Genomic DNA, 24,535 nt, shown 5'->3' on the forward strand with positions numbered 1-24,535 from the left:
TGTCGCCATGCCGGATGCCATGCAGTTCACCATCGCCGCCGATCATCCCTGCCTGGCCGGGCATTTCCCGGGCCGGCCGCTGGTGCCGGGCGTGGTGTTGCTGGAGCAGGTGCTGCATGCGGTCGAGGTCCATGCCGGTATCGAGGCCGGTGCCCTGCGGCTGCCGCAGGTGAAGTTCATCGCCCCGCTGCTGCCCGGGCAGACCGCAAGGGTGGCGCTGGAAGGCCAGGCACCGCGCTGGAAATTCTCGGTATCGCACCAGGACCAGCTGCTGGCGCGGGGTGAACTGGTGCTGGCCGGCGACGCGGGAACATGAGCGAGAACGACTGGAAACGCCGCCCCGAGGGCGGTGGGCGCCTGGCCATCCGCCTGATCGGTGGCATTGCCCGGCACGGTGGACGCGGCATCGCCCGCGCCTGTCTGTATCCGATCACCGCGTATTTCTACTGCGTCCGCGCGGTCGAGCGGCGCGCTTCGCGGGACTATCTGCAGCGGGTGCTGGGGCGTCCGGTGCGGGCGCGGGATATCGCCCGGCATATCCACACCTTTGCCGCCACCATCCTCGACCGCGTATTCCTGCTGGCCGGGCGTACCGGCCTGTTCGATATCCGTGCGCAGGGCACCGGACACCTGCATGCGCACCTGGACCAGGGCCGCGGCGTGCTGGTGTTCGGCTCGCATCTGGGCAGTTTCGACGCGCTGCGGGTGCTGGCGCGGCAACGCCCGGACCTGAAGCTGAGGGTGCTGCTGGACCGCTCGCACAACGCCGCCATCACCGAGCTGCTGGACGAACTGGACCCGCAGTTGGCGTCCGGGGTCATCGATGCCGGACAGGAGGGCACCGCGGTGGTGCTGGCGATCCAGCAGGCACTGGAAGAAGGGGCGATGGTGGCGATGCTGGTCGACCGCGCCCGTCCGGGCGAGGCGGCGGTACCGGTGCCGCTGCTGGACTGCGATGCCCCTTTCCCGACAGCGCCATGGCTGATCGCCAGTGTGCTGAAGGCGCCGGTGGTGCTGGCGTTCGGCCTGTACCGGGGCGGCAATCGCTACGATCTGCTGTTCGAGCCGTTCACCGCCGCGGTGGAGATTCCCCGCCCGCGGCGCGCGGAGCTGCTGTCCCTGCTCATCCGGCGTTATGCCGGCCGGCTTGAGCATCACCTGCGCGATGCGCCTTTCAACTGGTTCAATTTCTATGACTTCTGGCAAACCGAACGTCCGTCCGCGCCTGCTGGGGATGCTGCTGGCGGGTCTGGCGGCGCCGGCGCTGGCCGGCGAGGTTGATGCCGGCTGGATCCTGCGGCAGCTGGCGCAGCCGGTTCCCGGGCAGACCGGCTTTGTCGAACTGCGCGGCTCGGCGCTGTTGAAGGAGCCGCTGCGGGTGGAGGGCCAGTACCACCGTCCCGACGCCGCCACGCTGGTGCGTGAAGTGCAGGCGCCCTATGCCGAAACCACCACGATCGCCGATGGCCAGGTCAGCATCGCCCGTGTCGGCAAACCGCTGCGGGTGTTCCCGCTGCAACGGGCGCCGGAGCTGGCCGACCTGCAGGCCAGCTTCGGTGCGCTGCTGGCCGGGGATCTGGCAGCGCTGGAGCAGCACTACCGGCTGCAGGCGTCCGGAACTCCCGGGAAGTGGCAGTTGCTGCTGACGCCGCGCGACGCGGCGCTGGCGCGGCGGCTGGTCTCGGTGAACCTGCAGGGCCAGGGCGACGAGCTGCGCTGCATTGAAACCCGTCCGGCCAAGGGCGATCTGCAGCGCACTTTGCTCGGCAGCGCGGCGCGGGCCGCGGCCGGGGTGCGCCAGGCCGCGGCACTGGCGGCGCTGTGCCATGCCGGTGACGGGCATTGAGGTTTTCGGCGTATCACCGCATCGGACTGGCCATCGGCTGGTTGCTGCTGCTGGCGCTGGCCGGCCTCTGGCTGGGGGGGCGGACCCAGGTCAGCAGCGACCTGCGCAAGTTCATGCCCGATGCGCGCACGCCGGCGCAGAAACTGCTGCTGGATGAACTCGGTGAAGGGCCGGGTGCGCGCCTGCTGATGGTCGCCCTGTCCGGCGCGGCGCCGGAGCAGCTGGCCGCGCAGTCCCATGCGCTGCGTGACACGCTGGCGGCCGATCCGCAGTTCGAACTGGTCGCCAACGGAGCCCAGGCCGGGCTGGATGCCTTCCCCGAGCGGCTGTTGCCGTACCGCTACCTGCTCACGCCGTTGCCGGCCGATGCGTTTTCCAGCAGCAACCTGCGTGAGGAACTGCAGGCGCGCCTGCAGGATCTGGGCTCGCCCGCGGGGGGGCTGGTCGAGCCGCTGCTGCCTTCCGATCCGACCCTGCAGGTGTTGCGCGTGGCCGAAGCGCTGCAGCCGGCCACGGCACCGCAACGCATCGACGAGGTGTGGTTCGACCACACCGGCACCCAGGCGCTGCTGCTGCTGCAGACCCGCGCCGCCGGTTTCGATCCCGGTGCGCAACAGGCGGCGGTGGATGCGATCAACGCCGCGTTCGCGCAGGCCGCCGGTGACAGCGGCAGCCGGATCGAACTCAGCGGGCCGGGCGCGTTCTCGGTGAAGATCGGCAACCGCACCGCCGACGAGGCCGGGCTGATCGGCACGCTCGATACGATCGGCATGATCCTGCTGCTGTGGATCGCCTACCGTAGCTGGAAGATGCCGATCCTCGGCTTCCTGCCGCTGGCCACTGCCGGCCTGGCCGGGCTGGGGGCGGTGGTGCTGGGGTTTGACGGCGTGCATGGCATCACCATCGCCTTCGGCTTCACCCTGATCGGCGTGGTGCAGGACTATCCCATCCATTTCTTCAGTCACCAGCGTCCGGGGCGATCGCCGTGGGACACGGTGCGCGCGCTGTGGCCGACCCTGGGCACCGGCGTGATCGCCACCTGCATCGCCTACCTGACCTTCCTGTTCTCCGGCGTGGACGGCCTCAAGCAGCTGTCGGTGTTCACCATCACCGCGCTGCTGGCGGCGGCGCTGGCCACGCGCTACCTGCTGCCGGCATTGGTCGATCCGGCCACCCGCGATTTTGCCGATTCGCAGCGGCTGGCACGGCTCTGGCAGTACACCCGGCACCTGCCGCGTCCGCGCCGCGCGCTGCTGGTGCTGGCACTGTTGTCGGTGGCGGTGATGGTGCTGGCGCCGGGGGCGTTCTGGCAGAACGATCTCGGCCGCCTGACCCCGGTCGATCCGGCCGATCTGGCACGCGATGCGCAGCTGCGCAGCGAGCTGGGCGCGCCGGATGTGCGCTACGTCATCACCGTGCGCGGTGCGGATGCGCAGGCGGCGCTGGCAGCCAGCGAGCAGCTGGCGGTGGCGCTGGACGCGCAGGTCGCCGCCGGTGCGCTGGAACGCTACGACCTGGCCGCGCGCTACCTGCCCAGTGCCCGCACCCAGCAGCAGCGGCAGCAGCAGCTGCCGGATGCGGTGACCTTGCGCGACGCGCTTGCCGCCGCGGTGGCCGATACCCCGTTTGTCGAAGATGCCTTCGAGCCGTTCCTCGCCGATATGGCCACGGCACGGCAGGCACCGGCGTTGCAGCCGCGGGATCTGCACGGTACGCCGCTGGCCGGGGCGGTCGATGGTCTGCTGCTGCAGGGCGACGGCCACGCCACCGCGCTGGTCTCGCTCAGTGGTCTGCACGATGTCGCGGCGGTGGCGGCCACCGCGCGCCAACACGGTGCCGAACTGCTGGACATGAAGCAGGCCTCCGAATCGCTGGTCGCCGATTACCGCGGCCGCGTGCTGGCGGCGCTGGCGCTGGCGGTGCTGCTGCTGTCGCTGACCGTGTGGGGCGCCTTGCGCAGCATGCGGCGTGCGGTACGGGTGCTGCTGCCGATGGTGCTGACCACGCTGCTGGTGCTGGCGGTGTTGCGCGGGCTGGGCGTGGAGTTGAACCTGTTCCACCTGATCGGACTGATCCTCGCCGCCGGCCTGGGCCTGGACTATGGACTGTTCTTCGAGCATGCCGGCGACAGCCGGGCCGGGCAGCTGCGCACCCTGCACGGACTGCTGGTGTGCAGCGCGATGACCCTGCTGGTGTTCAGCCTGCTGGGGCTGTCTTCGATCCCGGTGCTGCGTGCGATCGGCAGCACGGTGGCGCTGGGGGTGGTGTGCAATTTCGTGCTGGCGCTGCTGGTCTCGCGCCATCCGTGGCAGGAGGTGGCCGATGCTCGACCGTGAGCAGATCCTGCGGCGTGTGCCGCACCAGGGCGCCATGTGCCTGTGGGACGAGGTGGTGGCGTGGACGCCGCAGGACATCCATCTGCGCGCCTTCAACCATCGCGACCCGGCCCACCCGCTGCGCAGCGCCGGCCGCCTGCGGGCGCTGCACCTGTGCGAGTACGGCGCGCAGGCGATGGCGGTGCACGGTGGCCTGCGCGCGACTGCCGGTGCGGTGACGCCGGGCGTGCTGGTGGCACTGCGTGACGTGCAGCTGCAGGTGGCGCGCATCGACGACCTGCCCGGCGCGCTGGAGGCGGTGGCGCAGGTGCTGGCCGAATCACCGGGCAGCCAGCAGTATGCGTTCCGCATCAGCCATGCCGGCGTGCTGCTGGCCGAAGGCCGCGCGGCGGTGATGCTGCAGCTGCCCTGAACCGATCCATTCGTCCGCGGGAACCCATTTCATGAACAACAAACGACGTGCGCTGGTGACCGGCGGCAGTGGTGATCTGGGCGGGGCGATCTGCCGCCAGCTGGCGGCCGACGGCCTGCATGTCATCGTCCATGCCCACGCCAACCTGGCCCGGGCGCAGGCGGTGGTCGAGCAGATCCTTGCCCATGGCGGCAGCGCACAGGCGGTGGCGTTCGACGTGGCCGATGCCGACGCGGTCGCGCAGGCGCTGGCGGCGCTGCTGGAAGCGGGGCCGATCCAGGTGTTGGTGAACAATGCCGGCATCCACGATGACGCGCCGATGGCCGGCCTGGACGCGGAGCGCTGGCGGCGGGTGATCGATGTCAGCCTGCATGGCTTCTTCCATGTCACCCAGCCGCTGCTGCTGCCGATGGCGCGCACCCGCTGGGGCCGCATCGTCAGCGTGTCCTCGGTGGCGGCGGTGCTGGGCAACCGCGGCCAGACCAACTACGCCGCGGCCAAGGCCGGCCTGCATGGCGCCAGCAAGTCGCTGGCGCGGGAAATGGCCAGCCGCGGTATCAGCGTCAACGTGGTCGCGCCGGGGGTGATCGCCGGGCAGATGGCGGCCGACGCGTTTCCGCCGGAGATGGTCAAGCAGGTGGTGCCGGCCGCGCGTGCCGGCACGCCGGAAGAAGTGGCGGCGCTGGTCGCGTTCCTGTGCAGCGATATGGCCGGCTACATCAACGGCCAGGTGATCGGCATCAACGGCGGCATGGGCTGACGCCGCCGGGTCAGGGGGTGTCGTCGATACGCGGCGGATTGGCGCGGATGCGGCGATGGACCTCCCGCAGGTGGCCGTGGCGCAGCGCCAGCAGCACGATGTGGCTGGTAATGCGGTACAGGTCGCGCAGTGGCCGGAAGTGGCTGGCACGGAACTGTTCGTCGCTGCCGGCACGGCGGTAGCGCGACTCGATCGGCACCGACACGCAGCGTGTGCCCAGCTGGCGCGCGGCGGAAATCACGATCTGCGCTTCGAACACGAAGCCCTCGCCGGGAATGTCGCGCAGCGCGATGACGGCGGCCGGGTAGAAACGCTGTCCGCTCTGGCTGTCGGCCACCTGGTAATGGGTGCCCCAGGCGATGCCCCAGTCGCCGAACTCGTTGGCCAGGCGCCGGTACCGCGGCTGCGCGGCGCGTTTGCGCAGCCGCGCGCCGATGATGAGGCAGCCGGGATGGCGGTTGGCGCTGGCCAGCAGGCGCGGCAGGTCGGCGGCCGCATGCTGGCCGTCACCGTCCATGGTCAGCACGCCGCGCAGGCCACGGCGGTGGGCTTCGGCGAAACCGCTGCGCAGCGCCTCGCCCTTGCCGCGCCGCTGTGGATGGCGCAGCACGCTCACCGGCAGGTCGGCGATGCATGCGGCGGTGCCGTCGCTGGAGCCGTCATCGACCACGATCACGTGCGGGAAGTGCTGCAGCGCATCTTCCACCACCTGGCGGATGCGCAGCACCTCGTTGAGCGCCGGGATCACCACCGCGACATCGGCGGCGCACAGCGGTGAGGAATCAACCATGGTTGATATCGACCTGCAGCCACTGCGACGGGCCGGACGGCAGCCACAGCTGTTCCTGTTCCATCGCCACGGCTTCCAGCAGCGGCAGCGCCGGTTGCATCACGTTGCCCCCCAGCAGCTGTGAAAGCGGTCCGGCCGGCGGCGCGGTGGCGGCTTCGGGCTGAGCGTCGCCGTGCAGGCGCACGCCGATCCGCGGCAGCTCCACGCATGGCGTGCGCGACAGCACCAGTGCCGCGCCCAGCAGGCCGGTGCTCGGCGCGACCTGCGCCAGCGGGCCGCTGGACGCGCCGTCGTAGGCGACCAGCAGTACCGCCTGCTCGCCGGCGTGCAGCTGCACCATCGCCTCCAGCAGCCCCTGCGCAAAGCTGTAGACCCCGGCACTGAGCGCGGTGGCGGGCCCGTGTGCCCCGGCGCCGATGGTCCAGTAGCCGGCGGCGGCGTTGTGCACTGAGTTGTGGAAGCGGGTGGGCGAGATCGCCAGCGGCTCGGTGGCCAGGGTGGCGCACATGTAATCGGTGATCGCCAGCTCGCCGTGGGTGGAGGTGAACACCGCCGGCAGGCTGGCCGGGGCGCGGTCGGCGGCCTCGCAGGCGGCCAGCGCGGCCTCCAATGCTACCGCCACGGTGGCAGGCGCACGCCGGCGCTCGTTGGCGGCCAGCAGCTGCGGCGAGGGACGCGCCGGGGCGCCGTCGTTGCGTGCACCGGTACGCATCCAGGCACAGGCGCTGTCCCAGTCGGGCAGGCCGCTGCCCCAGAATCCGATGCCCTCGATGGTTGCTTCCAGCATGTGCCTCATCCTGCCTTGCCGAACACCAGCGCGCAGTTGTTGCCGCCGAAGCCGAAGGAGTTGTTCATCGCATAGCGGATGTCCGCCTGCGCGTTGTCGAAACGGATCTGCGGGCCGCAGGCCGGATCGGGGATTTCGCTGTTGAGCGTGCCCGGCAGCAGGCCGTCGGACAGCGCCAGCAGCGCGAACACCGATTCGACGATGCCGGCCGCCCCCAGCGTGTGCCCGGTCCAGCCCTTGGTCGAGCTGGCGTGCAGGCCGGGCGGGAACAGCGCGGCGACGACGCTGGCCTCGATGCTGTCGTTGGCCGGTGTCGAGGTGCCATGCAGGTTGAGATAGCCGACCGCTGCGGGGGCGATACCGGCGCGCTGCAGCGCGGCCTCCATCGCCAGTCGTGCGCCCAGCCCCTGCGGGTGCGGTGCCGACATGTGGTGGGCGTCGCTGGATTCGCCATACCCGCATAACTGCAGGCCGTTGCCATTACCGGCGTCGGCACGCTCCAGCAGTGCGTAGCCGCCGGCCTCGCCCAGCGACAGCCCCACACGGCGCGCGTCGAACGGCTGGCACGGGCCGGGAGCGATCAGCTGCAACGAGTTGAAGCCGAACAGCACGCTGCCGCACAGCGTGTCCACGCCGCCGACCAGCGCGGCGTCGGCCAGTCCGGCATTTATCAGGCGCGCGGCCTGGGCGAACACCTTGGCGCTGGAGGAGCAGGCGGTGGCGACCGTCACGCAGGGACCGTGCAGGCCGGTCGCGGCCTGGACGAAATTCCCCAGCGAATGCGGGGTGTGGATGCGCGGCTGCCGCAGCTCGATGGGGAGCTGCGCGCTGCCATCGGCATTGGTTTCAAGCCGGGCATAGGCCTCCTCGGTGGCGCCGATGCTGGAAGTGGACGTGCCCATCACCACCGCCACCCGGCCCGCACCGTGGCGGGCCACCACCTGCGCCAGCGTTTCCGGCAACTGGTCCTGCTGCAGCGCCAGCCACGCCAGCGCGTTGTTGCGGCACGCGAAATCTGCAAGATGCGCCGGCAGCTGCACGTCTTCCACGCCCTGCACCCGGCCGATCCAGCACGGCAGCGGCTCCTGGCCGAAATCATTGGGACGCAGTCCGCTGCGACGTGCGCGCAAGCCCTCGCGTTGCGCATCCACCCCCGCTCCCAGCGCCGTGGTGGCGGTATGCGCGAGGATGTTCACCGGGAGCATTGGCGGAGACGAAGCAGGCTTCACGCGGACTTCCAAGGATTCGACGGGGCGCGAGTATATCGGCAGCCGGACAGCGGCCGTTTCCCGCGAGCGCAATGATGACTTTTTGATGAAAGTGAATGAGGGATGCGGGGTAAGTGCCCGCCGTTATTGGCCTCATGCCTTTCGCCGGTGCGTCATTTCCGACACAATCATCGCATTCCCGAGCAGGGCCACGCCCGCTGGTATGCACGCCTACGTCTACAAAAGCCAACGCAAGCAGGACACCTACGTCTACCTCGCCACGCGTGATGATTTCGATGTGATCCCGGCCTCGCTGGGGAGCACGCTGGCCCCGTACACCTTCGTACTGGAGGTGGCCCTGACACCCGAACGCCGCCTGGCCCAGGCCGACGCCGCGCTGGTGCGCGCCAACCTGGCCGAACGCGGATTCCACCTGCAACTGCCGCCACAACCACTGGCTCCGGTGAAAATTCCCCGCATCGACGGCCGCGATGACTGAAGGCGCGCGTAACCGGGCTGTTGCTGTCGCATTGCCGATCGCCCTGTTGCTGAGCCTGGCCACCGCCGCAGGTGGCGTGGTCGCGGCGCTGTGCGGTGTGCTGGCGCAGCCGCTGTTCGCGCTGGCGGTGTCATGGCTGCGGCGCACCCGTACCTCTTCGCCCTCCGTGGCCGTGCTCAAGCGCGTGCTGCCGGGGCTGGCGCTGCTGTGGGCGGGGGGAGTCGCGGCGGTGGCCGCACTGGTGGCCTGGCCGCTGGCGGCGCTGCACGACAGTGGCAGTCTGGCCGCGGTGCTGGCCCTGGGCGTGGCGGTGAGCGTGGCGGTGCTGGGCCTGTGGCGCACCTGGCCGCTGTGGCATGGGCTGGAACGCGAGGACGGTACTCTTCAGGCGCAATGGCTGGTGCTGGCCGGGCGCGGCCTTTCCTCCTGGCAGGGCCTGGCCGCGGCGGCGCTGCTGCTGGTTCTGTGCGCCAGCGTCGTGGTACCGGCATGGCCGGGCCTGCTGGCGGACGGATGGCGCTGGCCGCTGGCGATCGCCTGCGCGGTCGTCTCGCCGCTGCTGCACGCGTTGTTGCAGGCGATGCCGGCCGCACCGGCAGCGGCGGCCCCGGCGTCGCTGATGACGGCGACGGAGGGGTTTGATCCATTTGCCGAAGCGGCCACGGAGCCGCTGCCGCTGGAACCGCTGGCCCAGCATGAACTGGTGCCGCAGCTGTATGAGGCGGTGCGCGCCGGGCGCGTGGACCGTGCATTGCAGCTGCTCGAAGCCGGCGCCGATGCGCATGCCTTGCCGCCGGCCGATTTCCGCGACCAGCGCAGCCTGGTGGTGCTGGCGGCGGTGCTGCCGGACCTGCGCATGCTGCGTGCGCTGATCGCCCAAGGCGTGAGCCTGAACCAGCCGCATCGCGGCATGACGCCGCTGCTGGCCGCCACCCGCGACAGCTGGCACGGCCGGCCGGAGGCGGTGATGACGCTGCTGGCCAACGGCGCCGACCCGCGTGCGACCGATGCCGACGGCAACACCCCGCTGCACCATGCCGCGCGCAGTTCCGATCCGGGCGTGGCGGCCTTGCTGCGTGATGCCTCGGCGGAAATCGATGCCCTCAACCACGACGGCCACAGCCCGTTGGCACTGGCCTGCCAGGCCGGCAACTGGCGGCTGGCCAAATTCCTGCTGGAACGGGGTGCGCAGCCGGAGCCGGAAAACGGCATTGCGGTGCTGGTGTCGGCGGCGGCCACCGAAGAGGATGATCCGGCCGGCGTGCAGCTGCTGCTCAAGCACAAGGCCCGGCTGGACGCGCGTGACCGCCAGCGGCGCAGCGCGCTGCACGAGGCCGCTGCCGCCGGTCATGTCGATATTGTCGAAACGCTGCTCAATGCCGGGGCCAACGTCGAACCACGTGATGCGCTGGGGCGTACGCCGTGGCTGGATGCGGCCGCACATGGCCGGGTCGCCGTGCTCGAGCGCCTGCTGGCGCACAAGCCGGACGTGAATGCCGTCGATGGCGAAGGCGCCAACGCGATCCTGCTGGCCAGCCGAGCCGAGCAGGTGTCGGCGGCGCTGATCCAGCGGTTGCTGGACCTGGGCATTGCCGCCGACGTGGCCGCGGCCGATGGCCGTCGCGCCATCGACCATGCCGCTGCTGCCGGGCGCTGGTCGATCGTGTCGCTGCTCGATCCGGGGTACCCGCTGCCGGTGGCGGTCAGCGATGCCACCACCGCCGCCGATGACGGCGAGGGTGCGCAGGCCGCGCCGCTGCTGCTGGACCGTGCACCGCTGGCCTTGCTGCGCGAGGCGCTGGCGTTCGGCAATGTCGAGGGCATGGCCGCGCTGGCGCGGCTGTGCTCGGCCACGGAACTGGGCGGGCTGCTGCATGACCCGCAGCTGGTGTTGCAGCCGCAGGTGGTCGACTGGCTGCTCGGCCACGGCGCCAGTGCGGAAGTGGAAGATGCCGCTGGCGACTTGCCGGTGTTCGCGCTGCTGGCGCGGGGCGTGGAGGCACTGCCGACGTTGCAGGTGATGCTGCGGCACGGCGTGTCGGTGGCCGGTCGGGGTGGCCTGGCGCGTTTGCTGGCCGCCTGCGTGCAGCACGACCATGGCGCCCGTGGAACCGAACAGTTCGCGCTGGAGCTGCTCGAGCGCGGCGCCGATCCGTTCGGCGCATCGGCGGCGGGCGACCCGCCGCTGTCGCTGGCGGTGCGGCTGGGCTGGCTGAAGCTGCAGCAGGCGCTGCTGCTCAACGGTGCCGACCGCGAGGCGCGCGACAGCCACGGCATGACCGCACTGCATCTGGCCACCGCGCTGGCGCGCGAAGCCTCGGTGAAGCTGCTGGTGTTGCAGGGGGCCTCGCCCGAGGCGCGCGCCGCCGACGGCCAGACCCCGCTGGGCGTGGCGCTGTCCAGCGGACGCCGTGATCTGGCCGACTGGCTGGACTGGCGCAGCTGGCCGCTGCCGCTGCGTCCGCTGTGCGAGGCCGACGTGCCGGCCGCGGCGATGGCCGGTGACGTGGATGCGGTACGGCGCCTGATCGAACTGGGCTTCGCGGTGGATGCGGTGGACGCGCAGGGCTGTACCGGCCTGCTGCGGGCGGCCGGTGGCGGTCACCGGGTGGTGCTGGACCTGCTGCTGGCGCGTGGCGCCGATCCGCAGCGTGCCGCCAGCAGTGGCGCCACGCCGTTGTCGGCGGCGGTGAGCATGCGCCAGACCGCCGTGGTCATCGCGCTGCTCGATGCCGGCGCGCGGATCGAACACCGGCTGCCGGGCGGTGTCACCGTGCTGATGCTGGCCGCCGCGCTCGGTCTGCCGGATATCGTCGCGCGGCTGCTGGCCGCCGGTGCCGATGTGCATGCCGGTGACGACCAGCAGCTGGTGCCGCTGCATTGCGCCGCGCTGTACGGCTTCACCGCGCGCGACCGCACCCGCCTGCTGACCCTGCTCGACACCCTGCTGCTGGCCGGCGCCGAACCGGACCAGGCCTCGGCCGGGACGGTGACGCCGCTGCTGCTGCTGCTGGGTGCGCGCGCCGAACCGGGCACCGCCTGCGACGAGCAGGTGGTGCTGGCCGGGCTGGAGCGCCTGCTGGACGAGGATGTGGCGCTGGATGTGCGTGATCCGCGCGGCTTCGGCCCGTTGCATCTGGCCGCGTTGCACGGCCTGCCGTTGCTGGTGCAGCGGCTGCTGCGTGCCGGTGCCGATCCGGACATGCGCGATGCGCTGAACCGCAGCCCGCGCGATATCGCCATCATGCGCGGCTTCATCGACATCGCCGGCGAGTTCGAACCGGCGCTGCCGGGGGTGTCGTCGATGGCGCGCTTCCTGCGCGACCGCGGCTGAGCGTCGCGCGCGCTCAGTCCGGGGTCTGTTCCCGGCCCTTGTCGGCATCGGCCTGGAACAGCTGCATCAGCTCGTCACGCGCCGCGCGCGAACTCTGGATCACCGCCGCCTCGTCGTCGTAGAGCAGATGCTGCGTCCTGAGCAGGTTGTCGTCGTGTTCGCGGAAGCGCTGCACATGCGCGCGCGCCACGTGGCCGGGGATGCCCAGTGCGGTCAGCACGCGCTCGCCGACCTCCAGGCTGGAGCCGAGCACCTCACGGAACGGTTCGCTCGACAGGTCCATCAGCTTCCACGCATGCTGGCGGTTGCGCGCGCGTGACAGCACCCGCGCGGCAGGGTACAGGTGCCGCACCAGCCGCACCGCGCGCAGGTTGCTGTCCGGATCGCCCATCGCCATCACGAACACGCGGATATGCTCGCCGCCGGCCGCGCGCAGCATTTCCGGACGTGACGGATCGCCGTAGTAGAGCTGGTTGCCGAAGCGCCGCAGGTCCTCCACCGTGTCCGGGTCCGGCTCCAGCGCCACGAACGGGATGTGCTGGGCGGTCAGCAGGCGCGCGACGATCTGGCCGAAACGGCCCATGCCGGCGATCAGCACCTGCGGCCGCTGCGCCCCGGCCGCGTCCAGTGCCGGATCCGGTGCATGCCCGGCGGCCGCCGCGGCCGGGCCAGCGCGCAGCAGCCGGTGCAGCAGCATCAGCAACAGTGGCGTGATCGCCATCGACAGGCCGACCACCGCCACCAGCAGGTCGTGGTCGCTGCGTTCCAGCAGCTGTGCGCGTTCGGCCTCGTTGAACACCACGAAGGCGAATTCACCGCCCAGCCACAACACGCTGCCCAGCAGCAGCGCACTGCGCCACGGCAGGCGGGCCAGCCGGCCCAGCACGACCAGCAGCGGGAATTTCACAAGCAGCAGCACCGCCACGCCCAGCGCCACCCGTTCCGGCTGCGCGGCGATCTGGTGCAGGTCGATGCCCATGCCCACGGCGATGAAAAACAGGCCCAGCAACAATCCTTTGAACGGCTCGATCTGTGATTCGATCTCGTGGCGGAATTCCGAGTCGGCCAGCAGCACGCCGGCGATGAACGCGCCCAGACTGGCGCTGAGCCCGACCTCGGCCATCAGCCAGGCCGTACCCAGCACCACCAGCAGCGCGCTGGCGGTGAACACTTCCGGCATGCGGGTGCGCGCGACGACCACGAACAGGCGCCGCAGCAATGGGCGGCCGAGCAGCATCACCAGCGCCAGCACGCCCAGCGCGGCGACCACGTCCAGCCAGTTCAGCGTCTGGTTCCTGACCCCGCCCAGCAACGGGATCGCCGCCAGCAGCGGAATCGCGACCAGATCCTGGAACAGCAGGATGGCGAAGCCGAAGCGGCCGTAGTCGCTGTTGAGTGCCTTGTGCTCGGACAGCAGCTGCAGACCGGCTGCGGTGGAGGACAGCGCCAGCGCGGTACCGATCACCAGTGCGCTCTTCCAGTGGAAATCCAGCGCCAGCAGCAGTCCGCCCAGCACCCCGGCGCTGAGCAGCACCTGCACGCTGCCACCGAAGAACACGCCCTTCCGCATCCGCATCAGGCGGGCCGGCGACAGCTCCAGCCCGATCACGAACAGCATCATCACCACGCCGGTTTCCGCCGCAACGAGGATCCGCTCGCTGTCCTGCACGAAGCCCAGCACATGCGGGCCCAGCACCACCCCGGCCACCAGATAGCCGAGCACCGCGCCGAAGCCGAAGCGCTTGAATACCGGTACCGCGACCACCGCGGCCAGCAGCAGGACCAACGCCAGTTCGAGACCACCACCGTGCATGCATCGTGCTCCTGCGGGAAGACGGGAAAACCCGGCGCAGGCAGAGCGCCGGTCCCATTATGCGAGTGCCGCGGTGGATGCGTGCGAAGGCGACGGGAAGGCTTCCAGGTTGACCATCGCCGTGCCCCGCCGCAGACTGCCCCGGCTGTGCGGCGTGCCCGCGCGGCACTTTATCCGGAGTCCAACCCATGCCCAGCGACAGTAGCAGTCGACCTCGCCCGACGCCCGCGCCGGCAACCGCCTGATACGGCCGGTTCGCCCGTGCGGGCGTTGCGCACGCACTACACAGGCGAACCGAAATGAACCAGAAGCAGCTTCTGCGCCCGGTGGTGGATGCCGCCACCCTGAGCGCGCCCCTTGCCGATTTCAACACCGCCGATGCGGTGCAATACCTCAACGCGCTGGAGCTGGCGCACGCTGCCGACACGCTCGCCGCGCTGCCGTTGCCGCGTGCGGTGAAGCTGCTGGAAGCTCCGGAGCTGCAGCGCACCGGTGCGCTGGTGGCGACCTTGCCGCCGGCCCGCGCCGCCGCGCTGCTGGGGCTGATGGCCGACGACCGTGCCACCGACATCGTCCACGAGCTGGATGCCGGCGAGCGCGCGCGGCTGATCCCGCTGCTGGCTCCGGACGCGCGGCAGTCGATCCAGCTGCTGCTGAGCTATCCGCCGAACACCGCCGGCGCGTTGATGACCACCGAATTCGTCGGCGTGCCGGCCGACTGGACCGTGGCGCAGACGCTGCAGCACATCCGCGAAGTGGAGCGCAGCCGCGAAACGGTCTATGCGATCTATGTGCTCGACCCGCACAGCCGCCAGCTGCTGCAGGTGGTGACCATGCGCCGGCTGATCACCGGTGAGCCGGATGAGCCGATCCTCGACGTGGCCCAGGTCAACCCGCCGGTCACGGTCGGGCCGCAGCTGGACCAGGAGGAAGTGGCGCAGCTGATCCGCCGCCACGACCTGCTGGCGATCCCGGTGGTGGATGCGCAGCGGCAGATGCTGGGTATCGTCACCGTCGATGACATCCTCGATGCGCTGATCGACGAATCCACCGAGGACGTGCACAAGTTCGGCGGCGTCGAGGCGCTGGACAAGCCGTACATGCAGATCGGCTTTCTCGACATGCTGCGCAAGCGTGCCGGCTGGCTGAGCGTGCTGTTCCTCGGCGAGATGCTGACCGCCAGCGCCATGCAGCATTACGAGGAGGAACTGGCGCGTGCGGTGGTGCTGACCCTGTTCATTCCGCTGATCATGAGTTCCGGCGGCAACTCCGGCTCGCAGGCGACCTCGCTGCTGATCCGCTCGCTGGCGCTGCAGGAGCTGCGCCTGCGCGACTGGTGGAAAGTGGCCCTGCGCGAGCTGCCCACCGGGCTGGTGCTGGGCTGCATCCTCGGCCTGCTGGCGATCATCCGCATCGGCATCTGGCAGCTGGGCGGCCTGCACGACTACGGCGAGCACTGGGTGCTGCTGGCGCTGACCATCGGCGCGGCGCTGGTGGGCATCGTCACCTTCGGTTCGCTGTCCGGCTCGATGCTGCCGTTCATCCTCAAACGGCTCGGCTTCGACCCGGCCAGCGCCTCGGCGCCGTTCGTGGCCACGCTGGTGGATGTGACCGGGCTGGTCATCTACTTCAGCATCGCCGCGCTGATCCTCGGCGGCACGCTGCTGTAACGCGGCCGGTGCGGCCTGGCGCGGCTGCGCCGGGGGAGTGCGCTTGATCCGGCGCAAGCCAGAGCGCCGCCGGGCCGTGTACCTTTGCCCGGTACCCGCAACAGGCACCGTGATGAGCACCTACCACCTGCAGACCGTGTTCCGTCCCCGTTCGGTGGCCGTCATTGGCGGCAGCCCGCGCGAGCGCTCGGCCGGGCGCGCGGTGGTGCGCAACCTGCGCGCCGGCGGTTTCGCCGGGCAGATCGGCTGGGTCAGCCCGCGCTATCCCGAGATCGACGGCATGCGCACGGTCAAGCGGCTCAAGGACCTGGGCTGGGTACCGGAGCTGGCGGTGATCACGGTGCCGGCGGCGATCCTGCCGCAGGTGGTGACGCAGGCGGCCGAACTCGGCGTGGCCGCGGCGATCATCCTCACCTCCGGCCTCGGCAGCGGTGCCGGCTCGCTGGCCGCGCAGGTGGAGGTCGCGGCGCGGGCCAGGGGCATGCGCGTGCTCGGCCCGCATTGCCTCGGGGTGATCGCTCCGCATGCGCGACTCAATGCCAGCATCGCCGCGCACATGCCGCAGGCCGGCGACCTGGCGTTGATTTCCGAATCCAGCGCCATTGCCGCCGCGCTGGTGGAATGGGGCGTGGCGCGCTCGGTGGGCTTTTCGGCGGTGGTGTCGCTGGGCGACGCGCTGGACGTGGATTTCGCCGACCTGCTGGATCATTTCGCCACCGATTACCGCACCCGCGCGATCCTGCTGTACGTCGACCAGATCAGCGATGCGCGCAAGTTCATGTCGGCCGCACGGGCGGCGGCGCGCGCCAAGCCGGTGGTGGTGGTCAAGTCCGGTCGCCAGCCCAAGCGCGGCGAGGTTGAAGTCAGCACCCATTCGCAGGCACTGGCCGCCTCCGACGCGGTCTACGGCGCCGCCTTCAACCGCGCCGGCCTGTTGCGCGTGAATGCGCTGGACGAACTGTTCACCGCCGCTGAAACCCTGGGCCGGCTGGGGACGTTTCCCGGCCACCGGCTGGCGATCCTCAGCAATGGCGGCGGCGTCGGCCGGCTGGCGGTGGACCGGCTGCATGCCCTGGGCGGCACCCTGGCCGAGCTGTCGCCGGCCACCGTCACGCAGTTGGACCAGGCCCTGCCGCAGGGCTGGTCGCGCGACAACCCGGTCGACATCGTGGTCGATGCCGATGGTGGCCGCTATGCGGCGGCGATCGAGGCGCTGCTGACCGACGAGGCCAACGATGCGCTGCTGGTGATCAACGTGCCCACCGCGTTCACCTCCTCGGCCGATGCCGCGCAGGCGCTGACCAGCACGCTCGGGCTGCGCTCGCGGCAACTGCGCGACAAGCCGGTGTTCGCGGTGTGGCTGGGCAATGACGAACAGGCCACCGCCACACTCAACACCGCGCGCGTGCCCACCTATCCGACCGAGGCCGAAGCGGTGCGCGGCTTCCAGCATCTGGTGAAGTACCGCGCGGCGCAGGCGGCGTTGATGGAAACCCCGCCCAGCCTGCCGGCCGATTTCGTGGTCGATGCCACCGCGGCCCGCACGCTGGTCGACTCGGCGCTGGCCAACGGCCAGCAGTGGCTGGACCCAGTCGCCACCCATGCGCTGCTGCAGGCCTACGGTATTCCGGCGCTGGAGGTGATGGTCGCGCGCAATCCGCACGAGGCGATGGAACTGGCGCAACCGCTGCTGGAACAGGGCCAGAGCGTGGCGGTGAAGATCTTCTCCACCGACATCCCGCACAAGTCCGAGGTCGATGGCGTGCGCCTGAACCTCAGCACCCTGCAGGCGGTACAGAACGCCGCCGCGACCATCCTGCAGCGCAGCCGCGAGCTGCGGCCGCAGGCGCGCATCGAAGGGGTGCTGATCCAGCCGACGCTGGTGCGGCCGAAGGCGCGCGAGCTGATCGCCGGCATCGCCGATGACCCGGTGTTCGGCCCGGTGCTGGTGTTCGGCCGCGGCGGTACCGCGGTGGAGGTGATCGACGACAAGACCCTGGCGCTGCCGCCGCTGGACCTGCGGCTTGCCCATGAAGTGATCGGCCGCACCCGCGTGTCGCGCATCCTCAAGGCCTATGGCGACGTGCCGGCCGCCGACGAGCGTGCGGTGGCGCTGGTGCTGGTCAAGCTGGCACAGCTGGCCGCCGACATCCCCGAGATCCGCACGCTGGACCTCAATCCGCTGCTGGCCGACCGCAACGGCGTGATCGCGCTGGATGCACGCATTGCCATCGCCCCGGTCAAACGCCTGCACAAGGGCCGTGGCCATCCGCGCTTTGCGATCTTCCCGTATCCGACCGAATGGGAGCGCATGATCGACCTGTCCGATGGCGGCAAGGCCTTCGTGCGGCCGGTGCGGCCGGAGGACGACGCGCTGTTCCGCGCCTTCTTCGCCCGCGTCACCGATGACGACCTGCGGCTGCGCTTCTTCCAGTCGGTCAAGCACTTCAGCCACGAGTTCATCGCCCGCCTGACCCAGCTCGACTACGCCCGCTCGATCGCGCTGGTGGCGATCGATCCGAAGAGTGGCGACATGCTCGGCGCGGTGCGGCTGCATGCCGATGCCGACTACGACCGCGGCGAGTACGGCATCCTGATCCGTTCCGATCTCAAGGGCCACGGCATCGGCTGGAAGCTGATGCAGATCATGATCGACTACGCCGGCTGGCTCGGCCTGAACATGGTCGAAGGCCAGGTGCTGCGCGAGAACAGCACGATGCTGGCGATGTGCCAGAGCCTGGGCTTCAAGGTGAAGTCCGATCCGGACGACGCCACCATCATGACGGTCACGCTGCCGGTGGGCGGCGACTGACAGCGGCAGGGCCTCGGCGGCGACCGCTTGCCGTCGCGGTTCCGCGATTGCCCGTGGCTCGTCCACACTGGCGCGATGGAAACCGCTATCCCCGCACGAATCCCGCTGTTGCTGCTGCCCGGATTGCTGAACGATGCCACCCTGTGGCGCGCGCAGATCGACGCGCTGGCCGATATCGCCGACTGCCAGGTGGGCGACCTCACCGCGCATGACAACCTGCGGGCCACCGCCGAAGCGGTGCTGGCGCGTGCGCCGCCGCGGTTCGCGCTGGCCGGTTTCTCGCTGGGCGGCTATATCGCCCAGGAGATCCTGCGTATCGCCCCCGGACGGGTCACCCACCTGGCGCTGCTGGGCAGCTCGTTCAAGCCCGATTCGCCCGCGCGCGCCGCGCAACGCATCGCCCAGCAGAACAGCGCACGCCTGCCCGGCACCTTCCACGGCTTTGGCGACCGGTTGATGCGCAGCTACATCGATGCCTCGCGGCATGACCACCCGGCTCGGTGCGCAGGTGTTTCTGCGGCAGAGCCGGATCGAGCGGGTGGATGGCAGTCAGGTGCTGCGCGCGTGGCACGGCCCGGCGCTGGTGCTGTGCGGCCGCAACGATGCGATCACACCGCTGGCGGTCAGCGAGCAGATGGCGGCGCTGATGCCGCAGTCCTCGCTGGTGGTGCTCGACGACTGCGGCCATCTCGCGCCGCTGGAAAAGCCGCAACAGGTGAGTGCGGCGCTGCGCGCGTGGCTGTTGCAGCGGCCACAGCAATGAGGCTCGCGCGGCGGCGCCGCTGTCAGCTTTCGGCGCTGGCCGCATCCAGCTGGGCGATATCGCCGCTGCCCAGCTGCAGCCGCGCGGCCGCCAGTATCTCCTGCAGCTGCGCCACGCTGGTGGCGCTGACGATCGGCGCGCTGATGCCGGGACGTGCGATCAGCCACGCCAGCGCCACCTGCGCCGGTGTCGCCTTGTGGCTGGCGGCGATGTCATCGAGTGCGCCGAGGATGCGCAGCCCGCGTGCGTTGAGGTAGTGCGCCACCACCTTGGCGCCGCGTGCGCTGCTGTGCGAGGCGTCGCCGGCAGTGCGGTACTTGCCGCTGAGGAAACCGCTGGCCAGCGAGTAGTAGCTGATCACGCCCAGCGCCTGTTCGCGCACCAGCGGCTCCAGCTCGGCCTCGTAGCCGCGGCGGTCGTACAGGTTGTACTCCGGCTGCAGCGTTTCGTAGCGGGGCAGGTGGTAGTCGGCCGACACCTGCAGCGCGTCGCGCAGGCGCGTGGCGCTGAAGTTGGAAGCACCGATCGCCCGCACCTTGCCCTGCGCGATCAGGCGGGCGAAGGCGCCCAGGGTTTCCTCCATCGGCACCGATTCATCATCCTCATGGGCCTGGTACAGGTCGATCACATCGGTCTGCAGGCGGCGCAGCGAGTCCTCGACGGCGGCGTTGATGTTGTCGGCCGACAGTCCCGGGCGCTCGGCCCATTTGGCGACCTTGGTGGCGATCAGCAGCTTGTCGCGCTTGCCGCTGTGCCTGAGCCAGCGGCCGATGATGGTTTCCGACTCGCCGCCACGGTTGCCCGGCACCCATGCCGGGTACACATCGGCGGTGTCGACCAGGTTGAAGCCGGCGTCGACGAAGGCATCGAGCAGGGCGAAGGAGGTTTTCTCGTCGGCACTCCAGCCGAACACATTGCCGCCGAAGGCGATGGGGCTGGCGTGCAGGCCGGAGCGGCCGAGTGGGCGTGGCTGAGGCATGGGCATCTCCCTGTTTAGCGTGCATCAGGATAGACGCAGGGTGTTCATGTTCCGTTGCGATGGGCTGGAAGGGCGGCTGCGGCTGGCGCCGGCCATGGCCGCGGCGACCGCTCCTGGCGCCATGCTAGGCTCGCTGCGATCCCGCCGCATCCAACCAAGGAGTCCACGATGAACAAGCCCGTACCGTTGCTGTGTGCCTGTCTGCTGGCGATGGGGAGCTGGGGGACGATGCCGCTTTCGCACGCGCAGCCGGCGCCCGCCACTGCCGCCGATGGCGCGGTTGCTCCGGCCCTGCAGTCGGCGGTCGACGGCAGCTGGCGCACCCCCGCCAATAGCGCCCGCGATGCCTACCGGCATCCGGCGCAGACACTGGCGTTCTTCCAGCTGCAGCCGCAGCACACGGTGGTGGAGATCACCCCCGGTGGCGGCTGGTATGCGGAAATCCTGGCGCCGTACCTGCGCGAGGGCGGGCAGTATGTGGCCGCCGTGGTTGATCCGCAGGCGCTGCCGGCCGGCGGTGGCCGCGATTACCAGCAGCGCTCAGGCGATGGGCTGGCCCGGAAGTTCGCCGCCGCACCGGCACAGTTCGATCGTGCGCAGACGGTCGCGTACGATCCGGCGGCACCGATACTGGGCGCGCCGGGCTCGGCCGACCGCGTGCTGACCTTCCGCAACGTGCACAACTGGCGTGCCAATGGGCAGGCCGAGGGCATGTTCCGTGCGTTCTTCGAGGTGCTCAAGCCCGGCGGTACGCTGGGAGTGGTCGAGCATCGCGCCAAGGCCGATGTGCCGGCCGATGACAAGAGCGGGTATGTCGGCCAGGCGCAGGTGATCGCGATGGCCGAGGCCGCCGGCTTCAGGCTTGATGCCGACAGCGAGATCAACGCCAACCCGCGCGACACCACAGACCATCCCAACGGTGTGTGGACGCTGCCGCCGTCCAACAACCATGACGCCGCCGATGCGGAGAAGTACCGGGCCATCGGCGAGAGCGACCGGATGACGCTGCGCTTCATCAAGCCGGCCGGCTGAGGCACGCCGTTGCGGCGGGAATGGGACAATGGCCGCGCCATTCCTGTTCCCGCCGTCCGATGCTCATCGCCTTCAACAAGCCGTTCAATGTGCTGTGCCAGTTCACCGACCGCAGCCAGCCGCCACGCGCGACGCTGGCCGGATTCGGCCTGCCGCCACAGGTGTATGCCGCCGGGCGTCTGGACTACGACAGCGAAGGCCTGCTGCTGCTCACCGACAACGGCAATCTCGCGCACCGCCTGACCGATCCCAGGCACAAGCAGCCCAAGACCTACTGGGTGCAGGTCGAGGGTGTGCCTGCCGAAGAGAAGCTGCAGGCGTTGCGCGATGGCGTGCAGCTCAACGACGGGCCGACGCTGCCGGCCACGGTGCAGCTGCTGGACCCCCCCCCGGTGCTGTGGCCACGTGATCCGCCGGTGCGTTTCCGCAAGACCGTGCCCGATGCGTGGCTGGCGATCACCCTGCGCGAAGGCCGCAACCGCCAGGTGCGACGCATGACCGCGGCGGTGGGCCTGCCGACGCTGCGGCTGGTGCGCGTATCGATCGGCGCGTACCGGCTGGATGATCTGCGCCCGGGGGAATGGCGCCGGTGCTGAGCCGCTTTATCTCGGCACGCCTGTGAGGGGGACTGGCGCGGTTCAGCGGTGGTCGCGTGTTTCCAGGGCGATGCCGTTCACGCGGTTGCGGCCGGCATGTTTGGCCCGGTACAGGCAGGTGTCGGCGGTTTCCAGTTCGGCGTCCAGTGTCACTTCCGGCTGCGGGTGGAATTCGACATAGCCGATGGACGCGGTGACCGTGTACTCACCGTTGTCCAGTGTGAATGGCGTATCGGCCAGCGCCTTGCGCAGGCGCTCGGCGATGTCGCCGGCGCGCCGGCCCTGGCCGAGCTGCGGGGCCAGCACCACGAACTCCTCGCCGCCCCAGCGGGCGATGATGTCGCTCTCGCGCAATGCCGCCGCCAGCCGGCGTGCGGTCTCGCGCAGCACCTGGTCGCCGGCCGCGTGGCCGAAACGGTCATTGATCGACTTGAAATGGTCCAGGTCGATCAGCGCCAGCATCGCCGGATGGCCGTCGTTGTGGTTCATCCGCTCGGCGAAGCTGCGGATGAAATAGGCGCGGTTGTGCAGCCGGGTCAGCGGATCGTGGGCGTTCTCGTGGTCCAGCCGCGCGTTGGTGCGTGCCAGCAGCCGGCTGGCGCGGCGCAGGCGCAGGTAGGACAGCAGCAGCAGCAGCGCGATCACCGCAAGCGCGGCCAGCCCGATGCTCCACGCCGCCGTGCCCAGGCGGCGCTTCTCCATCTCCAGCCGCGCCACTTCGTTCTGCCGGCGCAGGCGCTCGATCGCCACGTCCTTCTGCCCGGCATCCAGCACCGCGCTCAGTTGCTGGGCGTTGCGCTGGTGCTCGGCGGCGCGGGATTCGGCCTGCAGCTGCACGCTGCGCGCCAGCGCGCGGTATGCCTCCTCGTAGCGGCCATGGGTGGCCAGCCGTTGCGCCCACAGCGCAAGATCGGTGATCACGTGCGACTGCTCGCCATTTTTCTGTTTCAGGGCGATGCCCTGCTCGAACAGCGCACTGGCCTCGGCGCCACGCTGGTTGTCGACCAGGGCGAAGGCGCGCACCACCAGCGCATAGCCGAGGTAGTAGTCGCGGTCCAGGCGGCGGGCCATTTCCAGCGCCTGCGCGTTGAGCTGCAGGGCCTGGTCCTTGTTCTTCTGCAATGAATGCGCATCGATCAGGTTCAGCACCGCGTTCAGCTCGTTCTCCGGCGCATCCTGCTGCCGGGCCAGCTGGCGTACCCGCTCGTAGATCGCAATCGCCGGAGCGGCCTGCTTGGCCCGCAACAGGATGTAGCCACGGTTGAGCAGCAGGTCGATCCGTTCATCACCGCCCGCCAGTTCCAGCGCGGCGGCACTGTTGCGCAACGCCGCCTCGTGCTCGCCCATGTCGGCCTGGATCAGTGCCAGGCTCATCAGGCTGTCGCGCTGGTAGGGTTCGTCCTCGTTGCGTCGGGCGATCTGCAACGCCACTTCGGTGGCGCTCAGCGCCTGGTCCACCATGCCGGTCGCCAGCGCCTGCTGGGCGTAGGCGCTGGCCGCCTCGTAGCGCAACAGTGGCAGCTCCAGCGTTTCGGTGTCGGCGAAGGTATCCCGCCAGCTTTCGAACGCGTTGCGGTCCTCGCCGTTGCGGAAATCCCGGGTCAGCGTGCAGAAGCGGATGAACACCGGGATTGCCGCCTCGGCCGGCACCTTCTGCTGCTGGCGTGCCAGCCGCTGCTCGAACGCGGCGGTGTCGTCACCGGCATGCGCCGCCAGCACGCACTGCTGCCAGGTCAGCAGCGCCTGCGCGCGTGGCGAAGCGAATGCCGGTGCATCACGCAGCTGGTCCAGTGCCGCCAGACGCTCGTCGTTGCGTGCGGCCGGAACCCGGTCCAGCAACTCCAGAATGGCCTGTTCCTGCGGCGGATAGCGGCCACTCCCGGTATCCGCCGCCTGCAGCGGTCGCGGGGCGACGGTCGATACGCTGCCCAGCAGCACCAGCACGATAGCGAAGGATGACATGGGCCGATCATGCGCAGCGCCCCGGTCGACCACAAGTCCCGGCCGGTGCTGGCGGGCAGCGGCCGACCGCGCTATGCGCTGCCGGCCGCGCACCCGCTATCCGTTGTGCCAGTCAGCGCACGCCGTGCGAGCTGGACACGATGGGGGCGATGCTCAGGCATCGCTGCCGATGTCGCTGGTTTCCTCGACCACGCTGGCCGGATGGCGGCGGCGGGTGATTTCGCGGGAACGGGCCTCGATGGCGGCGTTGTCACGCTTGTTCTTGCGATAGACGGCATAGCCCAGCAGCCCCAGCCCGACCGCGGCCACGGCGATGGTCGCGGTGGGGTTGCGGCGGGCGACGCGGCTGACGGCCTTGCCACCGGTCTTCATCGCGCCGATGGCGGCACCGGCCTTGAGCCATTCGGCGGCATTGGAGCCACCGCTCTTGAGGTTGTCGCCGGCGTGGCTGACCAGTTCCAACGCGCGTTCCAGGGCTGGACCGGTGAGATCGCTGAATTTGCTCATGGGGTGTCCTCGACTGTGGGCGGAAGCTGGACAGTAAAGCAGGTACGGGTGAAGAAAAGTGAGCGCCGGCGGTTGGCCGTTGTGTGCCGGGGGCATCGGGCCGCGCCACGCATGCAGCCGTAGTGCAGCCTTCTGTCACCGTCGCCACGGGTCCATTTCTTTCACGTTCCGCGAGGTTTTGCGCGATGGGTTGCGGTTGCGCTCCAGGGATCATCAGGCCGCGCCACGCATGAAGTTGCAGTCCGGTTGCTGTCTCACCGTCGCCACGGGCCCATTTCTTTCACGTCCCGCGAGGTTTTGCGCGATGGGTTGCGGTTGCGGTCCACGGATCGTCGGGCCGCGCCACGTATGAAGTTGCAGTCCGATGCTGCCTCACCGTCGCCACGGGTCCACTTCTTTCACGTCCCGCGAGGTTTTGCGCGGTGCGTG

19 protein-coding genes and 1 pseudogene are annotated in these 24,535 nt (G+C 70.1%); 13 read left to right on the plus strand and 7 right to left on the minus strand.

The window, feature by feature from the left end:
- Positions 1 to 19 precede the first annotated feature (19 nt).
- Genes ACSBPQ_RS00515 through fabG form a run of 6 tightly spaced genes read left to right on the plus strand, consistent with a single transcriptional unit; the run spans position 20 to position 5,354 of the window.
- The gene (locus tag ACSBPQ_RS00515) at positions 20 to 316 is read left to right on the plus strand and encodes a hypothetical protein (RefSeq protein WP_442683144.1); all 297 of its coding nucleotides are present in this window, start codon (positions 20 to 22) and stop codon (positions 314 to 316) included.
- Positions 313 to 1,281, plus strand: coding sequence for an LpxL/LpxP family acyltransferase (locus ACSBPQ_RS00520; protein WP_442683145.1), 969 nt, complete (start codon positions 313 to 315; stop codon positions 1,279 to 1,281). The genes ACSBPQ_RS00515 and ACSBPQ_RS00520 overlap by 4 nt, the downstream gene beginning before the upstream one ends.
- Complete coding sequence (locus ACSBPQ_RS00525; protein WP_442683146.1) at positions 1,193 to 1,846, plus strand: LolA-related protein; 654 nt, start codon at positions 1,193 to 1,195, stop codon at positions 1,844 to 1,846. The genes ACSBPQ_RS00520 and ACSBPQ_RS00525 overlap by 89 nt, the downstream gene beginning before the upstream one ends.
- Positions 1,843 to 4,182, plus strand: a complete 2,340-nt coding sequence (locus ACSBPQ_RS00530) for an MMPL family transporter (protein WP_442683147.1) — start codon at positions 1,843 to 1,845, stop codon at positions 4,180 to 4,182. Before ACSBPQ_RS00525 ends, ACSBPQ_RS00530 begins: the two co-directional genes overlap by 4 nt.
- Positions 4,169 to 4,594, plus strand: coding sequence for a phosphotransferase (locus tag ACSBPQ_RS00535; protein ID WP_442683148.1), 426 nt, complete (start codon positions 4,169 to 4,171; stop codon positions 4,592 to 4,594). The genes ACSBPQ_RS00530 and ACSBPQ_RS00535 overlap by 14 nt, the downstream gene beginning before the upstream one ends.
- 31 nt (positions 4,595 to 4,625) lie before the next feature.
- On the plus strand, positions 4,626 to 5,354 hold the full coding sequence (gene fabG / locus ACSBPQ_RS00540; RefSeq protein WP_442683149.1) for a 3-oxoacyl-ACP reductase FabG: 729 nt from the start codon (positions 4,626 to 4,628) through the stop codon (positions 5,352 to 5,354).
- A gap of 10 nt (positions 5,355 to 5,364) precedes the next feature.
- Here the strand turns inward: fabG and ACSBPQ_RS00545 are convergent, their stop codons facing one another.
- From ACSBPQ_RS00545 to ACSBPQ_RS00555, 3 genes are read right to left on the minus strand one after another with little or no spacing between them, the layout of a single operon-like run.
- The gene (locus tag ACSBPQ_RS00545) at positions 5,365 to 6,144 is read right to left on the minus strand and encodes a glycosyltransferase family 2 protein (RefSeq protein WP_442683150.1); all 780 of its coding nucleotides are present in this window, start codon (positions 6,142 to 6,144) and stop codon (positions 5,365 to 5,367) included.
- On the minus strand, positions 6,137 to 6,931 hold the full coding sequence (locus tag ACSBPQ_RS00550; RefSeq protein ID WP_442683151.1) for a beta-ketoacyl synthase chain length factor: 795 nt from the start codon (positions 6,929 to 6,931) through the stop codon (positions 6,137 to 6,139). Before ACSBPQ_RS00550 ends, ACSBPQ_RS00545 begins: the two co-directional genes overlap by 8 nt.
- Positions 6,932 to 6,936: 5 nt before the next feature.
- On the minus strand, positions 6,937 to 8,136 hold the full coding sequence (locus ACSBPQ_RS00555) for a beta-ketoacyl-[acyl-carrier-protein] synthase family protein (protein ID WP_442684612.1): 1,200 nt from the start codon (positions 8,134 to 8,136) through the stop codon (positions 6,937 to 6,939).
- A gap of 226 nt (positions 8,137 to 8,362) precedes the next feature.
- On the opposite strand from ACSBPQ_RS00555, the gene ACSBPQ_RS00560 reads away from it, so the two are divergent.
- Positions 8,363 to 8,638 (plus strand): YcgL domain-containing protein, encoded by a 276-nt coding sequence (locus ACSBPQ_RS00560; protein ID WP_442683152.1) that lies wholly within the window; start codon positions 8,363 to 8,365, stop codon positions 8,636 to 8,638.
- A complete protein-coding gene (locus ACSBPQ_RS00565; RefSeq protein ID WP_442683153.1) occupies positions 8,631 to 11,972 on the plus strand; it encodes an ankyrin repeat domain-containing protein in 3,342 nt (1,113 codons plus the stop codon). Before ACSBPQ_RS00560 ends, ACSBPQ_RS00565 begins: the two co-directional genes overlap by 8 nt.
- A 13-nt stretch (positions 11,973 to 11,985) precedes the next feature.
- On the opposite strand, the gene ACSBPQ_RS00570 is transcribed toward ACSBPQ_RS00565, so the two are convergent.
- A complete protein-coding gene (locus ACSBPQ_RS00570) occupies positions 11,986 to 13,785 on the minus strand; it encodes a monovalent cation:proton antiporter-2 (CPA2) family protein (protein ID WP_442683154.1) in 1,800 nt (599 codons plus the stop codon).
- 299 nt (positions 13,786 to 14,084) lie between these two features.
- Between ACSBPQ_RS00570 and mgtE the strand changes: the two genes are divergently transcribed.
- From mgtE to ACSBPQ_RS00585, 3 genes and pseudogenes are all read left to right on the plus strand, one after another.
- The gene (mgtE, locus tag ACSBPQ_RS00575) at positions 14,085 to 15,455 is read left to right on the plus strand and encodes a magnesium transporter (RefSeq protein WP_442683155.1); all 1,371 of its coding nucleotides are present in this window, start codon (positions 14,085 to 14,087) and stop codon (positions 15,453 to 15,455) included.
- A 112-nt stretch (positions 15,456 to 15,567) separates the two neighbouring features.
- On the plus strand, positions 15,568 to 18,267 hold the full coding sequence (locus ACSBPQ_RS00580) for a bifunctional acetate--CoA ligase family protein/GNAT family N-acetyltransferase (RefSeq protein ID WP_442683156.1): 2,700 nt from the start codon (positions 15,568 to 15,570) through the stop codon (positions 18,265 to 18,267).
- A gap of 87 nt (positions 18,268 to 18,354) precedes the next feature.
- A pseudogene (locus tag ACSBPQ_RS00585) lies at positions 18,355 to 19,030 on the plus strand (alpha/beta fold hydrolase).
- A gap of 22 nt (positions 19,031 to 19,052) precedes the next feature.
- Here the strand turns inward: ACSBPQ_RS00585 and ACSBPQ_RS00590 are convergent.
- On the minus strand, positions 19,053 to 20,009 hold the full coding sequence (locus tag ACSBPQ_RS00590; RefSeq protein WP_442683157.1) for an aldo/keto reductase: 957 nt from the start codon (positions 20,007 to 20,009) through the stop codon (positions 19,053 to 19,055).
- A gap of 168 nt (positions 20,010 to 20,177) precedes the next feature.
- On the opposite strand from ACSBPQ_RS00590, the gene ACSBPQ_RS00595 reads away from it, so the two are divergent.
- Positions 20,178 to 21,041 carry a class I SAM-dependent methyltransferase gene (locus ACSBPQ_RS00595; RefSeq protein WP_442683158.1) on the plus strand — a complete coding sequence of 288 codons (864 nt, stop codon included), beginning with the start codon at positions 20,178 to 20,180 and terminating at the stop codon, positions 21,039 to 21,041.
- Positions 21,042 to 21,100: 59 nt separating this feature from the next.
- A complete protein-coding gene (locus tag ACSBPQ_RS00600; protein ID WP_442683159.1) occupies positions 21,101 to 21,637 on the plus strand; it encodes a pseudouridine synthase in 537 nt (178 codons plus the stop codon).
- Positions 21,638 to 21,679: 42 nt separating this feature from the next.
- Here ACSBPQ_RS00600 and ACSBPQ_RS00605 read toward each other — a convergent pair whose 3' ends face one another.
- Both ACSBPQ_RS00605 and ACSBPQ_RS00610 read right to left on the minus strand, forming a co-directional pair.
- Positions 21,680 to 23,599 (minus strand): diguanylate cyclase domain-containing protein, encoded by a 1,920-nt coding sequence (locus ACSBPQ_RS00605; protein ID WP_442683160.1) that lies wholly within the window; start codon positions 23,597 to 23,599, stop codon positions 21,680 to 21,682.
- 153 nt (positions 23,600 to 23,752) lie between these two features.
- Complete coding sequence (locus ACSBPQ_RS00610; protein ID WP_442683161.1) at positions 23,753 to 24,106, minus strand: hypothetical protein; 354 nt, start codon at positions 24,104 to 24,106, stop codon at positions 23,753 to 23,755.
- Positions 24,107 to 24,535 lie beyond the last annotated feature (429 nt).

Origin of the sequence: Stenotrophomonas sp. JC08 (assembly GCF_052180205.1) — a bacterium.
In the GTDB taxonomy this organism is placed as follows: Bacteria; Pseudomonadota; Gammaproteobacteria; order Xanthomonadales; family Xanthomonadaceae; genus Stenotrophomonas.